Annotated in this window: 13 protein-coding genes; all 13 read left to right on the top strand. The window is 67.1% G+C overall.

The window, feature by feature from the left end; translation table 11 throughout:
• The first annotated feature begins 183 nt into the window (after positions 1 to 183).
• Positions 184 to 1,722 (top strand): GGDEF domain-containing protein, encoded by a 1,539-nt coding sequence (locus SMAL_RS06480; protein ID WP_004151067.1) that lies wholly within the window; start codon positions 184 to 186, stop codon positions 1,720 to 1,722.
• 120 nt (positions 1,723 to 1,842) lie between these two features.
• Complete coding sequence (gene pyrH / locus SMAL_RS06475; RefSeq protein WP_012510513.1) at positions 1,843 to 2,571, top strand: UMP kinase; 729 nt, start codon at positions 1,843 to 1,845, stop codon at positions 2,569 to 2,571.
• Between the two features lie 96 nt (positions 2,572 to 2,667).
• On the top strand, positions 2,668 to 3,222 hold the full coding sequence (frr, locus tag SMAL_RS06470; protein WP_004151064.1) for a ribosome recycling factor: 555 nt from the start codon (positions 2,668 to 2,670) through the stop codon (positions 3,220 to 3,222).
• Between the two features lie 5 nt (positions 3,223 to 3,227).
• Positions 3,228 to 3,995 carry a polyprenyl diphosphate synthase gene (gene uppS / locus SMAL_RS06465; protein ID WP_012510512.1) on the top strand — a complete coding sequence of 256 codons (768 nt, stop codon included), beginning with the start codon at positions 3,228 to 3,230 and terminating at the stop codon, positions 3,993 to 3,995.
• Complete coding sequence (locus SMAL_RS06460) at positions 3,992 to 4,828, top strand: phosphatidate cytidylyltransferase (RefSeq protein WP_012510511.1); 837 nt, start codon at positions 3,992 to 3,994, stop codon at positions 4,826 to 4,828. The genes uppS and SMAL_RS06460 overlap by 4 nt, the downstream gene beginning before the upstream one ends.
• A gap of 2 nt (positions 4,829 to 4,830) precedes the next feature.
• Positions 4,831 to 6,021: a 1-deoxy-D-xylulose-5-phosphate reductoisomerase gene (locus SMAL_RS06455; RefSeq protein WP_012510510.1), complete on the top strand. Its 1,191-nt coding sequence runs from the start codon at positions 4,831 to 4,833 to the stop codon at positions 6,019 to 6,021.
• A 55-nt stretch (positions 6,022 to 6,076) separates the two neighbouring features.
• Entirely contained in the window at positions 6,077 to 7,435 is a 1,359-nt protein-coding gene (rseP, locus tag SMAL_RS06450) for an RIP metalloprotease RseP (protein WP_004151030.1), read from the top strand.
• Between the two features lie 74 nt (positions 7,436 to 7,509).
• A complete protein-coding gene (gene bamA / locus SMAL_RS06445; RefSeq protein WP_012510509.1) occupies positions 7,510 to 9,873 on the top strand; it encodes an outer membrane protein assembly factor BamA in 2,364 nt (787 codons plus the stop codon).
• A gap of 463 nt (positions 9,874 to 10,336) precedes the next feature.
• Positions 10,337 to 11,359: a UDP-3-O-(3-hydroxymyristoyl)glucosamine N-acyltransferase gene (lpxD, locus tag SMAL_RS06440; RefSeq protein WP_004150979.1), complete on the top strand. Its 1,023-nt coding sequence runs from the start codon at positions 10,337 to 10,339 to the stop codon at positions 11,357 to 11,359.
• Positions 11,356 to 11,814, top strand: a complete 459-nt coding sequence (fabZ, locus tag SMAL_RS06435; RefSeq protein WP_004150978.1) for a 3-hydroxyacyl-ACP dehydratase FabZ — start codon at positions 11,356 to 11,358, stop codon at positions 11,812 to 11,814. Before lpxD ends, fabZ begins: the two co-directional genes overlap by 4 nt.
• 16 nt (positions 11,815 to 11,830) lie before the next feature.
• Positions 11,831 to 12,622, top strand: coding sequence for an acyl-ACP--UDP-N-acetylglucosamine O-acyltransferase (gene lpxA, locus SMAL_RS06430; protein WP_012510508.1), 792 nt, complete (start codon positions 11,831 to 11,833; stop codon positions 12,620 to 12,622).
• 53 nt (positions 12,623 to 12,675) lie between these two features.
• Entirely contained in the window at positions 12,676 to 13,878 is a 1,203-nt protein-coding gene (lpxB, locus tag SMAL_RS06425) for a lipid-A-disaccharide synthase (protein ID WP_065722854.1), read from the top strand.
• The gene (gene rnhB, locus SMAL_RS06420; protein WP_012510506.1) at positions 13,875 to 14,549 is read left to right on the top strand and encodes a ribonuclease HII; all 675 of its coding nucleotides are present in this window, start codon (positions 13,875 to 13,877) and stop codon (positions 14,547 to 14,549) included. Before lpxB ends, rnhB begins: the two co-directional genes overlap by 4 nt.
• The last annotated feature ends 97 nt before the right edge of the window (positions 14,550 to 14,646 follow it).

Genomic DNA, 14,646 nt, shown 5'->3' with positions numbered 1-14,646 from the left:
GGGGTGAACCCATGCCCCGCCGGTGGATGCGCACCGCTGGTGCGCACACCGACACCTTTGCGTTGCGCGCGAATCAGGCCGATACTCGGCGCAGGGAATCCACAGTCACATAGCAGGAACGAAAGTCGCGGACTGTGATGCAATCCTAGGTATTCTTGTCCTAATGGAATTGAACGACCCGACATGCCTCCTGAGCTGACAGCTGCCCTGGCGCTCTGCCGCAACCTGCCTTCGCCACCCGGTATTGCCCTGCGCATCATCGAACTGGCCCAGGACCCGGAAGCGGACATCGCCACCGCCGCCGACATCATCGCCATCGACATGGCGCTGAGCGCTCGCATGCTGCGCATCGCCAATTCGCCGCTGTATGCCAGCCGCCGCCGGATCGAGAACCTCGGCCAGGCACTGACCATGCTCGGCCTGAACGCCACGATCAGCCTCGCTCTGGGCTTCACCGTCACCCAGGGCCTGACCGGCGGTGCCGGTGCCGACCACGACCTGCGCCAGCGCGCCTGGAAGCGCAGCATCCTCAGCGCACTGGCCGCCAGCCAGCTGGGCCAGGCCCGCGGCCTGCGCCGGCTGGAGGAGCTGATGCTGGCCGGCCTGCTGCAGGACCTCGGCGTGCTGTGCCTGGCCCAGGCCGAGTCGGAACGCTACCTGCCGCTGCTGCGCGAGGCCGGCGACAACACCGACCTGGTGGCGCGCGAGCGCAGCGAACTGGGCTGCAGCCACGCCGATGTCGGCGCCTGGGTGGCCGAACAATGGGGCCTGCCGCGCTACCTGGTGGAAAGCATCAGCCACAGCGAGGACGAAGGCGCTGCCGAATCGCCGTTCCAGGCGTGCGTGCAGCTGTCCGGCGCGGTGGCCGACATCTGGCTGGATAGCGATGCCGACGCTGCCCGCGAACGCGCCCTGCAGCAGGTTCACGACCGCCTGGAGCTGGACAGCGCCCGCTTCGACCAGGTGCTGGCCCGCATCAGTGCCGCCCTGCCGGACATCGCCAGCCTGTTCGAGGCCGGACTGAACTCGCCGTCGCGGGTGCGCGAACTGATCGACCACGCCCAGGAACTGGCGACCCTGCGCAACCTGCGCGAACTGCAGGATGCCGACCAGGCACGTCGTCGCGCCGACGAATTCGAGGCCCGGGCCAAGCGCCTGGCCGACCAGGCGCACCGCGACGCACTGACCGGCGTGCTCAACCGCCGCCAGTTGGAGGCGGTGCTGGAACAGGAATTCCTGCGCGCCGGCCGCCAGGGCTGGCCACTGTCGGTGGCCTTCATCGACCTCGACGACTTCAAGAAGATCAACGACGCGCACGGCCACCTGACCGGCGACGAAGTGCTGCGGGCCTTCGCCGGCAAGCTGCAGGGCCAGCTGCGCAACAGCGACACCGTAGCCCGCTTCGGCGGCGAGGAGTTCGTTGCGCTGCTGCCCAACACCAGCGAATCGGTGGCACTGGACGTAATCCGCCGGGTATTGGCCAACATCGTTGCCACGCCGATGGCCGAGATCGAGAGCGGGCCGCTGTTCGTCACCTTCTCCGCCGGCGTGGCCACCCAGGGCGGCTACGAGCGCTTCGCTGACGTGCAGGACCTGCTGCGCGCCGCAGACGACGTGCTGTACCGCTCGAAGAACCTGGGCCGCAACCGGGTGATCGCCCGCTCGCCCGGCGCCCTCGGCCACGACGAGCTGTCAGCCACTGCCGGCGCCGAACTGGGCTGAACGAACGCCCCGGATGACCGGGGCGAACGCCGGTATTTTACGCCGCAGTGCACAAAACACTTTGGCGCAACGCTGCATGCGCGTAGAATCGCCCGCGATTTCCACGCACCCGAGGTCCCTATGTCCAAGCTCGCCTATCGCCGCATCCTTCTGAAACTGTCCGGGGAGGCGCTGATGGGAGATGAGGACTACGGCATCGACCCGAAGATCATCAACCGCCTGGCCCGCGAAGTCATCGAAGCCCAGCAGGCCGGTGCGGAAGTGGCACTGGTGATCGGTGGCGGCAACATCTTCCGCGGCGCCGGCCTGGCCGCCGGCGGCATGGACCGGGTCACCGGCGACCAGATGGGCATGCTGGCCACGGTCATCAATGCGCTGGCCATGCAGGATGCCCTTGAAAAGCTGGGCGCCAAGGCCCGCGTGATGAGCGCGATCAAGATCAACGACGTGTGCGAGGACTACATCCGCCGCCGCGCCATCCGCCACCTGGAAAAGGGCCGCCTGGTGATCTTCGCCGCCGGCGTCGGCAGCCCGTTCTTCACCACCGATTCGGGCGCCGCCCTGCGCGCCATTGAAATCGGCGCCGACCTGCTGCTGAAGGCGACCAAGGTCGATGGCGTCTACGACAAGGACCCGAACAAGTACAGCGACGCGGTCCGCTTCGACAGCCTGAGCTACGACGAAGTGATCCGCCGCGGCCTGGAAGTGATGGATACCGCCGCCTTCGCGCTGGCCCGCGACAGCGACCTGCCGATGCGCGTATTCGACATGGGCCAGCCCGGTGAGCTGCTGAAGATCCTCAACGGCGAGAACATCGGCACCCTGGTCCAGGGCCGCGATCCGGCCTGAGCCTGAGCGCCAGGCGAGCTGCGGGCCGATTCAGGCCCGGCAGCGTCCCGTATTCGCCTATAATCGCCCGATTCCAGTTACACCCAGGACCGGGCGATGCTCAACGACATCAAGAACAACGCGCAGACGCGCATGGCCAAGAGCATCGACGCTCTGAAGCACACCCTCACCTCGATCCGCACTGGCCGCGCCACGCCGGCCCTGCTGGACCGCGTCACGGTCAATGCCTACGGCAATGCCAGCACCCCGCTGAACCAGGTTGCGTCGATCTCCAACGCCGACGCCCACTCGCTGCTGGTCACGCCGTTCGACAAGAGCATGATCAAGGAGATCGAGAAGGGTCTCTACAACGCCGAGTTCACCCCGAACACCTTGGGCACCGCGATCCGCATCAACATGCCGCCGCCGACCGAAGAGCGCCGCAAGGAGCTGGCCAAGCAGGTGCAGAAGGAAGGTGAAGGCGCCAAGATCGCGATCCGCAACATCCGCCAGGACGCGAACAAGGAAATCGCCAAGCTGGACAAGGACAAGGCGATCAGCGAAGACGAGAAGAAGCGCGGCGAAGACGACATCCAGAAGCTGACCGACGCCAATATCAAGGACGTCGACAAGGTCGTCGCCGACAAGGAAAAAGAACTGCTGTCGGTCTGAAGTCGATGCCTTCAGTCCCGCCTCCGCTGCCGGCTGCCCTGCCCCGCCACATCGCCATCATCATGGATGGCAATGGACGTTGGGCACAGCAGCGCCGTCGTCCGCGCGTGATCGGCCACCGTGCCGGCGCGCGCGCGGTCAACCGCACCATCGAGCGCTGCCTTGAACTGGGCATCCCGGCGCTGACCCTGTTCGCCTTTTCCAGCGAGAACTGGGGCCGGCCGCAGGAAGAAGTCGATGCGTTGATGAAGCTGTTCCTCGGCGCGCTCGATCGCGAAGTGGACGAGCTGCATCGGCGTGGCGTGCGCGTGCGCTTCATCGGCGAGCGCGAACGCTTCGGCGCCGGGCTGGTCAGCCGCATGCAGCTGGCCGAGCAGCGCACCGCCGACAACACCACCCTGACCCTGTCGATCGCCGCAAGTTACGGTGGCCGCCAGGACATCGCGCGTGCCGCGCGCGAACTGGCCGCCGAAGTCGCGGCAGGCCGCCTGCTGCCCGAACAGATCGACGAATCGCTGCTGGGCCGCCAGGTCGCGCTGGCCGATCTGCCACCGCCGGACCTGTTCATCCGCACCGGTGGCGACACCCGCATCAGCAACTTCCTGCTGTGGCAGCTGGCATATACCGAGCTGTGGTTCACCGAGGCACTGTGGCCGGACTTCGACGCCGCCCTGCTGCAACAGGCGCTGGACGCCTATGGCAGCCGCGAGCGCCGCTTCGGCCTGACCAGCGCCCAGATCGCCGCACTGGCCACCGAGACCACCAGCCCATGACCAAGACCCGAGTCCTCGCCGCGCTGATCATGGCGCCGGTCGCCATTGCCGCGATCCTGCTGCTGCCGACGCAATGGCTGGCCGCCGCCGCCGCTGCCGTGCTGCTGATCGGCCTGTGGGAGTGGCTGAAACTGGCCGGGATCGAAGACACCCTGGCGCGTACCGTGCTGCTGGTGCTGAACCTGCTGCTGATGGTGCTGCTTGTCTGGGCCGATGGCAGCACGCTGGTGCTGTTCCAGATCACCACCCTGGCCGGCGTTGCCTGGTGGCTGGCAGCGCTGGTCTGGCTGCGCTTCTTCAACTTCGGCGCACAGCCTTCGGCGCCCTCGCGGATCGTGAAGATGCTGGCCGGCACCCTGGCCATCGTCCCGGCCTGGGCCGCGCTGGTACTGATCCACGCTGGTGGCGATCCGCCTGGCAAGCAGGGCCACCTGTGGCTGCTGGCCGCGCTGGCGCTGGTCTGGGCCGCCGATTCGGGCGCCTATTTCGCGGGTCGTCACTTCGGCAAGCACAAGCTGGCCCCGCGCATCAGCCCGAACAAGACCTGGGAAGGCCTGTTCGGTGGCCTGCTGGCCGGTGTCGCCGTGGCCGTCGGCCTGGGCTGGCTGGCCGGCATCGACATCGCACACCTGCCGGGCCTGCTGATCACCTCGGTGGTGGCCGTGTTCGCCTCGGTGCTGGGCGATCTGTTCGAGAGCCTGATCAAGCGCCACGCCGGTGCCAAGGACTCGGGACACCTGATCCCGGGCCATGGTGGCGTGCTCGACCGTGTCGACGGTGTTCTCGCCGCCGTGCCTGTGTTCGCGCTGGGCAAGGAAATCTTCGGGTTCTGACCATGAATGCTGTCGCAGACCTGCGCCGGGTCGCCGTGTTCGGCGCCACCGGCTCGATCGGTGCCTCCACGCTCGACGTGATCGCCCGCCATCCGCAGCGTTACCGGGCCACCGTGCTCGCCGCCGGCCGCCAGGTGCAGGCGCTGCTGGCGCTGTGCCGGCAGCACCAGCCGGAGCATGCGGTGATCGCCGACGAATCGCTGTTTGCCGAGCTGCGCGACGGCCTGCGCCAAGCCGGCCTGTCCACCGAGGCCCACGCCGGCCATGCCGCGCTGGACCAGTTGGCTGCCAGCGACGCCTGCGACACCGTAGTCGCGGCGATTGTCGGTGCCGCCGGGCTGTCCTCGACCCTGGCCGCTGCTGCAGCCGGCAAGCGCATCCTGCTGGCCAACAAGGAATCACTGGTGCTGGCCGGCGAACTGCTGACCCGTACTGCCCAGCAGGCGGGCGCCGAGATCATCCCGATCGACAGCGAGCACAGCGCGATCTTCCAGTGCCTGCGCTCGCGCGACGCCAGTGTCGATGGCGCCGGCGTGCGTCGCATCCTGCTCACTGCGTCCGGCGGTCCATTCCGCGGCCGCAGCCGCGCCGACCTCGCCGCGGTCACCCCGGCGCAGGCCGTAGCCCACCCGAAGTGGTCGATGGGCCCGAAGATCTCGGTCGATTCGGCGACGTTGATGAACAAGGGCCTGGAAGTGATCGAGGCCCACCACCTGTTCGGCGTCCCCGGCGAGCGCATTGACGTGCTGGTGCACCCGCAGAGCCTGGTCCATTCGCTGGTCGAGTTCGTTGACGGTTCGACCCTGGCCCAGATGGGCCTGCCGGACATGCGCACCACCCTGGCCGTTGGCCTCGGCTGGCCGCAGCGCATCGAATCGGGCGTGGCCGGGCTGGACCTGCTGGCGCAGGGCCGGCTCGATTTCGAGGCCCCGGATACCGAGGCCTTCCCGTGCCTGGCGCTGGCCTGGCAGGCCATGCAGGCCGGCGGCACCGCCCCGGCCGTGCTGAACGCCGCCAATGAAGAGGCGGTTTCAGCGTTTCTTCAGGGCCGGATCGGTTTCCTGACCATTCCGGAACTGGTTGCTAACGCTCTTTCAACACTGCCGACCCAAGCAGCCGATACACTTGAGGTTCTGTTGTCCGCCGACCAGCGGGCACGCCAGCTCACCCTGAACACCATCGCCGCCGCCTGAACGAACGCCTCGCCCAGCATGACGACGCCGCCCCTGCCCGCCAATGTGAGCCTGCATGACTGATTTCATCGGATCGGTCTGGTGGATGATTGTCAGCCTCGGGCTGCTGGTCACCTTCCACGAATTCGGGCATTACTGGATCGGCCGCCTGTGCGGGGTCAAGGTGCTGCGCTTCTCGGTCGGCTTCGGGCGCCCGCTGTGGTCGCGTCGCGACAAGCACGGCACCGAGTTCGCCATTGCCGCCATCCCGCTGGGTGGCTACGTGAAGTTCCTCGACGAACGCGAGGTGGAGGTCCATCCGCACGAACGCGGCCAGGCTTTCAACCACAAGACGGTCTGGCAGCGCATCGCCATTGTCGCCGCCGGACCGATCGCCAACCTGCTGCTGTGCATCCTGCTGCTGTGGGCGATGTTCGTGATCGGCAAGCAGGACTACTCGCCGACCATCGGCCGCGTCAGCGGCATCGCTGCCACAGCAGGCCTCGGCAGTGGTGACCGTGTGCTGCGCGTGGACGAGCGCCAGGTGGTGACCCTGGGCGAGGCCAGCATGGCGCTGACCGCTGCGGCAATGGACCGCCGTGACGTGAAGCTGGAAGTGCTGGACCCGGCCGACCAGGTGCGCGTGCGCACCCTTCCGCTGTCGCAGCTGCCAGCCGGTTTCGATGAACGACGGGTGCCGATCCTGGCGGGCCTGTACTGGCAGTCGTGGCTGCAGCCGGCGCTGGTGGAGTCGCTGACCCCGGATTCGGTCGTCAGCGGACAACTGCAACCGGGCGACCTGATCGTGGCCATCGACGGCCAGCGCATCGACGGCGCCGACCAGGTGATCGGTGAGATCCAGGCGCTGGGGCGTGCTGGCGGCCCGGGCATGATCGAGGTCCTGCGTGGCGGCGAGCGCCTGGCGCTGGAAGTCACGCCACGCAAGGGCCAGGACGCCAAGGGCGACCCCACCTGGCAGATCGGCGTTCAGTTCCCGACCAAATTCAGCCCGCCCTACGACACCCTGCTGCGCTACGGCCCGTTGGACTCGGTCACCGTCGCGGTACGTGAAACCGGCCGCCTGGCGGCCGATTCGCTCGGCATGATGGGCCGCATCGTCACCGGCAAAGCCTCGCTGCAGAACGTTTCCGGGCCGGTCACCATCGCCCGCGTAGCCAATGTCTCGGCCAAGCGAGGCCTCGACTGGTTCCTGCAGTTCCTTGCCCTGCTGTCGCTCAGCCTGTGCATCATCAACCTGCTGCCGATCCCGATCTTGGACGGCGGCCACCTGCTGTATTACCTTATCGAGTTGGTCAAGGGCAGCCCGCTGAGCGAGCGTGCCATCGCCGCCGGCCAATACATCGGCCTGGCGTTGCTGGCCGGGCTGATGGGGTTGGCGTTCTACAACGACATCCTCGGCCTGGTCCCGCGATGAACTTTTCCACGTTGTTGCCGTCTACAGCGTCGGCATCCCGCACCAATGAAATCGACCTTCCTACCGGACGTGACATGACGCGACTCCCCAATCGCCGCCTGCTGGCCCTCGCCCTCGCCGCCGTCACCGGCGCCCCCGGCCTTGCCCAGGCAGCCGAGCCCTTCACTGTCAGCGACATCCGCGTCGATGGCCTGCAGCGCATCAGCTCGGGCACGGTGTTCACCTACCTGCCGGTGGAACGTGGCGAGACGGTCACTGACAACAAGGTCGGCGAGACCATCCGCGCCCTGTACAAGACCGGCTTCTTCGAAGACGTGCAGCTGGATCGCCAGGGCAGCATCCTGGTGGTGACCGTCAAGGAACGCCCGGCGATCAACAAGCTGACCGTGACCGGCAACAAGGACATCAAGTCCGAGCAGCTGCTCAAGGGCCTGTCCGACATCGGCCTGACCGAGGGTGGCACTTTCGACCGCCTGAGCCTAGACCGCGTGACCCAGGAACTGCGCCGCCAGTACAACGACCGTGGCAAGTACACCGTCGAGATCACCCCGACGGTCAGCCCGCTGGACCGCAACCGCGTGGACATCGCGATCGCCATCAAGGAAGGCAAGGCGGCCAAGATCCGCCACGTCAACCTGGTTGGCACCGAGAAGTTCGAGAGCAAGGACATCCTGGAAACCTGGGAGTCCAAGGAGCACAACTGGGCGTCGTGGTACCGCCGTGACGACCAGTACTCCAAGGAAAAGCTGTCCGGCGACCTGGAAAAGCTCAACTCCTGGTACCTGGACCGCGGCTACGTCGACTTCAGCATCGACTCGACCCAGGTGTCGATCAGCCCCGACAAGCGCGACATGTTCCTCACCGCCGGCGTGACCGAAGGTGCGCAGTACAAGATCTCCGAGATCAAGGTCAGCGGCGACACCATCCTCCCGCAGGAGGATGTCGAGCGCATGGTGATCCAGAAGTCCGGCGACACGTTCTCGCGTGCGCTGCTGGAATTCAGCTCGGACACCATCACCAACTCGCTGTCCAACATCGGCTACGCCTTCGCCAAGGTGAACCCGATTCCGACCACCAACCGCCCCGAGCAGACCGTCGCCATCAACATGCAGGTCGTTCCCGGCCCGCGCGTGTCGGTGCGCCGCATCCTGTTCCGCGGCAATACCCGTACGTCCGACGAAGTGATGCGTCGCGAAATGCGCCAGTTCGAGAACAGCTGGTACTCGCAGGCCGCGATCGACCGCTCCAAGATCCGCCTGCAGCGCCTGGGCTACTTCGAGTCGGTGGACGTGGAAACCCCGGCCGTCAGCGGCAGCAACGACCAGGTCGACGTCGTCTACAACGTCAAGGAAACCACCTCGGGCAGCTTCGTGTTCGGCCTGGGCTATTCGCAGTCCTACGGTATGACCACCTCGGTGCAGCTGTCGCAGAACAACTTCCTCGGCGGCGGCAACCGCGTGTCGGTCGAAGCCTCGCGCAGCAGCTACCTGCAGCGTTACGGCTTCAGCTACACGAACCCGTACTTCACCGATGACGGCGTCTCGCTGGGCTACAACCTGTCCTGGCGCGAGCTGGACTACTCCGACTTCAACACCGCGCAGTACAACAGCACCAATGGTTCGGCGCAGGTGGTGTTCGGCGTGCCGATCACCGAGACCGATACCGTCTCGCTGATGTTCGGCATCGACAGCAACCAGATCACCACCTACCAGGGCTCGACGCCGCAGTCGATCATCGACTACATCAACGTACTGGGCAGCAAGACCTTCCATGCCTGGCGCACGGAGCTGGGCTGGGCACGCGACTCGCGCAACGACTACTTCATGCCGACCCGCGGTACCTACCAGCGCGTTGGCCTGGAAACGACGCTGCCGGGCTCGACCATCGAGTACTACAAGCTGAACTACCAGATCAGCAAGTACTGGCCGATCATGCCGTCGCTGGTCATCAACACCCGCGCCGAAGTCGGTTACGGCGACAGCTATGGCAGCGACAAGACCGCGATGGTGCCGGACGAAGCCGGCAACCTGCGTTCGGTCACGGCCAAGGGCCTGCCGTTCTACGAGAACTTCTACGCCGGTGGTACCAACTCGGTGCGCGGCTTCGAGGACAACACCCTCGGCCCGCGCGAAGTGACCCGTGGTTATCCGGAAGGCCAGCCGCTGGGTGGTTCGCTGAAGACCGTCGGTTCGGTCGAAGCCTACTTCCCGCGCCTGTTCGACAGCCCGTCGGCACGCGTGTCGGCCTTCGTCGACTTCGGCAACGTCTACACCGGCGTGGACAACTTCAAGGCCAACGAACTGCGCGTGTCCACCGGTGTGGCCCTGCTGTGGCGCGCCCCGGTCGGCCCGATCTCGATCAGCTACGCCTTCCCGCTGAAGAAGGAAGACGGCGACAAGGTCGAGCGGCTGCAATTCACGTTCGGTGGCCAGTTCTGAGGAACGTCGTTCCTCAGAACTGATCCACCTCCGGTGAATTGCCCGCGCATTTCACCTATCCCCCGCGCCGCTGGCGCGCCCCCCTTAACAGAAGGGGGGCTCTCCACCAGACGGGATGCGAAGCGCCGGGCATTGCCCGGCGTTTTCGTTGATGCAGATGTCACTGCAGGGGACAGGCTTTTGGCCGCGCTCGCAGGAAACTGACCAGAGGCGGCGGGTGGCCCTGGACAGGACCGTTGGCGCCATGGGCCCGAGGCATGCCTCGGGCGGGTTGGGCAGGACGCCCAACCCCGGTCTTGCCGTGTGCGCAGGACAGCGCACACGAGCAAGGCGCCATCGAGCACCATGGAGGGGCTTTTGCGTGTCCTGGCCAGGGCCACCCGCCGCCTCCCGCTCGTACCAGGCAGGCGCCAAGCCTTCGCCCCCGCATGACCGCAATGGCGTCACACGTTAAACTCCCGCCGTGAATACTCCCACCTACACCGCCCAGCAACTCGCCGAGCAGTTCGGCCTGCAGGTCCATGGCGACCCCGCCACCGCCATCCATGGCGTGGCCACCCTCGCCCATGCCGGCCCAGGCCAGCTGACCTTCCTCGCCAACCCGCGCTACCGCGCGCAGCTGGCCGACAGCCACGCCTCGCTGGTGGTGCTGCGTGCCGAAGACGCCGAGGCCGCCCCCGGCGCCGCGCTCGTGGCCAAGGACCCGTACACCACCTTCGCCAAGATCGCAGCACTGTTCGACATCGCGCCGACGCGCCCGCCGGGCATCCATCCCAGCGCCGTCATCGATCCCAGCGCCCAGGTCGCGGCCAGCGCGCATATCGGTCCGTTCGTCTCCATCGGCGCACGCAGCGTGGTCGGCGAGAACTGCATCATCGGCACCGGCAGCGTGATCGGCGAAGACTGCAGCCTGGACACCGGCTGTGAACTGATTGCCCGGGTTACCCTGGTGACCCGGGTCAAGCTCGGCAAGCGCGTGCGCGTGCACCCCGGTGCCGTGCTCGGCGCCGATGGCTTCGGCCTGGCGATGGACGCCGGCAAGTGGATCAAGGTGCCGCAGCTCGGTGGCGTCCGCATCGGCGACGATTGCGAAATCGGCGCCAACACCTGCGTCGACCGTGGCGCGCTGGAAGACACCGTGCTGGACGAGGACGTGCGCCTCGACAACCTGGTGCAGATCGCGCACAACGTGCAGATCGGCGCGCACTCGGCCATCGCCGGCTGCACCGGCATCGCCGGCAGCGCCAAGATCGGCCGCTACTGCCTGCTCGGCGGCCACGTCGGTGTGGTCGGCCACCTCGAGATCTGCGACAAGGTCGTGATCACCGGCAAGTCCGTGGTCCGCAACTCCATCCATGAGCCGGGCGAGTATTCGTCCGGTACCCCGTTGACCGATAACCGCACGTGGCGCAAGAACGCCGCGCGCTTCAAGCAGCTGGACGCATTGGCTCGCCGCGTCCTGGCTGCTGGCAAGGAGAAAGAATGAACGACACGCTGCAGCTTCCGATCGACGTCTGCCAGATCCAGGAACTGCTCCCGCACCGTTACCCGTTCCTGCTGGTCGACCGGGTGCTTGAGCTCGACATCGAGGCCAAGCGCATCCTGGCGCAGAAGAACGTGAGCATCAACGAGCCCTTCTTCCAGGGCCATTTCCCGGGCCGCCCGATCATGCCCGGCGTGCTGATCATCGAAGCGCTGGCCCAGGCCGGTGGCGTGATGACCCAGCTCACGCTCGGCCGCGACTCGCAGTCCAAGCTGTTCTACATGGTCAAGGTGGAAAACGCCCGCTTCAACAAGCAGGTCGTCCCCGGCGACGTGCTGCTGCTGGATGTGCAGATGAAGCGCTTGATCCGCAACATGGGCTGGTACTACGGCGAAGCCAAGGTCAACGGTGAAGTCGTTGCCTCGGCCGAAGTCATGTGTGCCGGCGCCAAGGGCTGATCCACTGGAGGCAGGAATGACTGACAACGCACCCCGGATCCACCCGACTGCCGTCATCGATCCGGCCGCGCGCCTGGCCGATGACGTTCAGGTGGGCGCCTTCACCCTGATCGGTGCCGATGTGGAAATCGGCGCCGGTACGGTGGTCGGCCCCCATTGCAGCATCCACGGCCCGACCCGGATCGGCCGCGACAACCGCTTCGTCGGCCACGCCGCGATCGGTGGCGAACCGCAGGACAAGAAGTTTGCCGGCGAGCGCACCGAACTGGTGATCGGCGACCGCAACGTGTTCCGTGAGTTCGTGACCGTGAACCGCGGCACCGGCGGTGGCGGTGGCATCACCACCATCGGCAACGACAACTGGATGCTGGCCTACACGCATGTGGCGCACGATTGCCATGTCGGCAACTTCTGCGTGTTCTCCAACAACACCACCCTGGCCGGCCACGTGACCGTGGGCGACTACGTGATCATCAGCGGCTTCGCCGGTGCCCACCAGTTCTGCCGCATCGGCGCGCATGCCTTCCTCGGCATGGGCGCGCTGACCAACGGTGACGTACCGCCGTTCACCATGGTCGGCACCGACTCGCTGGGCCGCCCGCGTGGCATCAACAGCGAAGGGCTGAAGCGCCGTGGCTTCGATGCCGAGCGCATCTCCGCCATCAAGCGTGCCTACCGCACCCTGTACGTGGCCGGCCTGCCGCTGGCCGAGGCCAAGCAGCAGCTGACCGAGCAGGCGCGCGGCAGCGATGACGTGAAGGCCATGCTGGACTTCATCGAGCATGCCGAGAGGCCGTTGCTGCGATGAGCAGCGCGACCGGCCAGGCGCCGGCCGGCGCCGCCGTGATCCCGCTGGCCTCGATGGCCGGCAGCGTCCCTGCGCAGCGGGTGCTCAGCGAGCGCCCACTGCGGATCGCCCTCGTCGCCGGTGAAGCCTCCGGCGACCTGCTCGGTGCAGGCCTGGTGCGTGAACTGAAGGCGCGCTTCCCGAATGCCGAGTTCGCCGGCATCGGCGGCGATGCCATGCGCAGCGCCGGCTGCCAGACCTGGCACGATGCCAGCGAACTGGCGGTGATGGGCCTGACCGAAGTGCTGCGCCACCTGCCACGCCTGCTGAAGCTGCGCTCGGCGTTCCGCCAGCGCGCGCTGGAATGGCAGCCGGACGTGTTCATCGGTATCGACGCCCCTGACTTCAACCTCGGTATCGAGCGCTGGCTGAAGCAGCGTGGTGTGCGCACCGTGCATTACGTCAGCCCATCGGTCTGGGCCTGGCGCGAGAAGCGCGCCGAGAAGATCGGCAGCAGTGCCGACCTGGTGCTGTGCCTGTTCCCGATGGAACCGCCGATCTATGCCAAGCACGGCGTCGACGCGCGCTTCGTCGGTCATCCGATGGCCGATGACATTCCGCTGCAGGGCAACCGTGAGGAAGCCCGGGCCGCGCTAGGCCTGCCGACCTCGGCCAAGGTGCTGGCGGTGCTGCCGGGCAGCCGCCTGGGTGAAATCTCGCGGCTGGGTGAACCCTTCTTCGAGGCCGCCTGGCAGGTCTCCGAGCGCATCCCGGGCCTGCATGTGGTGGTGCCTGCCGCCAACCCGGCCTGCAAGCGCCTGATCGAAGAGCAGCTGTCACGCTCGGCGTTGCCGGTGGCGTACTCGCATGTGCTCGACGGCCAGGCCCGCAACGCGATGATTGCCGCCGATGTGGTGGTGCTGGCCTCCGGCACCGCGACCCTGGAGGCAATGCTGGTGAAACGGCCGATGGTGGTCGGTTACCGCGTCAACGAGCTGACCTACCGGCTGGTCAAGGCGCTGGGCCTGATCAAGGTGGACCGTTTCGCACTGCCCAACATCCTGGCTGGCCAGGACCTGGCGCCGGAACTGATGCAGCACGACTGCACGCCGGACAAGCTGGCCGCTGCCGTCCAGCAGTGGTTCGACCACCCGCAGCGGGTGACCGACCTGCAGGGCACCTATGCCCGGCTGCATGAGCGCCTGCGCCGCAATGCCTCGGCCCGCGCCGCCGACGCCGTCGGCGAACTGCTGATGCGCGAGCAGGACCGGGCATGAGCCGCCGCCACGCCGCAGCGGCCAGCCTGGCGCTGTTCGACGGCAACGCGGTGATCGAGCCGGAGCGCCTGGTCGCCGGCGTCGACGAAGCCGGCCGCGGCCCGCTGGCCGGGCCGGTAGCGGTGGCGGCGGTGGTGTTCGACCCGGCGCGGCCACGCATCAATGGCCTGGACGATTCCAAGCAGCTGACCGCGGCCCGTCGCGAGCAGCTGCATGACCGCATCATCGAACGGGCGCTGGCCTGGCACGTGGTGCTGGTGGACGTGGACACCATCGACCGCCTGAACATCTACCAGGCGACCCTGCAGGGCATGCGCGACGTGGTCGCGGCCGTAGCCCATGTGGCGGGCTTCGCCCGCATCGATGGCAACGTGGTGCCGAAGGGCCTGGTGCTGCCGGCACAGGCGCTGGTCGGAGGCGACGGCATCGACCGCGCGATCATGGCGGCCTCGATCCTGGCCAAGGTCTCGCGCGACCGTTACATGCTGGACGTGCACTCCCGCCACCCGCAATACGGCTTCGAGCAGCACAAGGGCTACGGCACCCCGGCCCACCTGGCCGCCCTGCGCGAGCACGGTCCCTGCGTGGAGCACCGGCGCAGCTTCGCCCCGGTGCGCGAGTGCCTGGAAGCGCCGCCGGCTGCGGCTGACATCGCCATCGCGATCGCCTGAACAATGGCCGCCGGGCATGGCCCGGCGCTACCACGGCAACGTGGACGCACCCGGCGACCGGGAATCCGCGTACTCGGCAATATGAACGCATCCGATA

Source organism: Stenotrophomonas maltophilia R551-3 (assembly GCF_000020665.1).
GTDB classification, from domain to species: domain Bacteria; phylum Pseudomonadota; class Gammaproteobacteria; order Xanthomonadales; family Xanthomonadaceae; genus Stenotrophomonas; species Stenotrophomonas maltophilia_L.
This window is presented reverse-complemented; position numbering and strand designations above follow the sequence as displayed.

What these genes read in the sequence shown, in the direction of transcription:
- SMAL_RS06480 (WP_004151067.1), top strand. Translation starts at nt 184, where the DNA reads ATGCCTCCTGAGCTGACAGCTGCCCTGGCGCTCTGCCGCAACCTGCCT.
- pyrH (WP_012510513.1), top strand. Translation starts at nt 1,843, where the DNA reads ATGTCCAAGCTCGCCTATCGCCGCATCCTTCTGAAACTGTCCGGGGAG.
- frr (WP_004151064.1), top strand. Translation starts at nt 2,668, where the DNA reads ATGCTCAACGACATCAAGAACAACGCGCAGACGCGCATGGCCAAGAGC.
- uppS (WP_012510512.1), top strand. Translation starts at nt 3,228, where the DNA reads ATGCCTTCAGTCCCGCCTCCGCTGCCGGCTGCCCTGCCCCGCCACATC.
- SMAL_RS06460 (WP_012510511.1), top strand. Translation starts at nt 3,992, where the DNA reads ATGACCAAGACCCGAGTCCTCGCCGCGCTGATCATGGCGCCGGTCGCC.
- SMAL_RS06455 (WP_012510510.1), top strand. Translation starts at nt 4,831, where the DNA reads ATGAATGCTGTCGCAGACCTGCGCCGGGTCGCCGTGTTCGGCGCCACC.
- rseP (WP_004151030.1), top strand. Translation starts at nt 6,077, where the DNA reads ATGACTGATTTCATCGGATCGGTCTGGTGGATGATTGTCAGCCTCGGG.
- bamA (WP_012510509.1), top strand. Translation starts at nt 7,510, where the DNA reads ATGACGCGACTCCCCAATCGCCGCCTGCTGGCCCTCGCCCTCGCCGCC.
- fabZ (WP_004150978.1), top strand. Translation starts at nt 11,356, where the DNA reads ATGAACGACACGCTGCAGCTTCCGATCGACGTCTGCCAGATCCAGGAA.
- lpxA (WP_012510508.1), top strand. Translation starts at nt 11,831, where the DNA reads ATGACTGACAACGCACCCCGGATCCACCCGACTGCCGTCATCGATCCG.
- lpxB (WP_065722854.1), top strand. Translation starts at nt 12,676, where the DNA reads ATGGCCGGCAGCGTCCCTGCGCAGCGGGTGCTCAGCGAGCGCCCACTG.
- rnhB (WP_012510506.1), top strand. Translation starts at nt 13,875, where the DNA reads ATGAGCCGCCGCCACGCCGCAGCGGCCAGCCTGGCGCTGTTCGACGGC.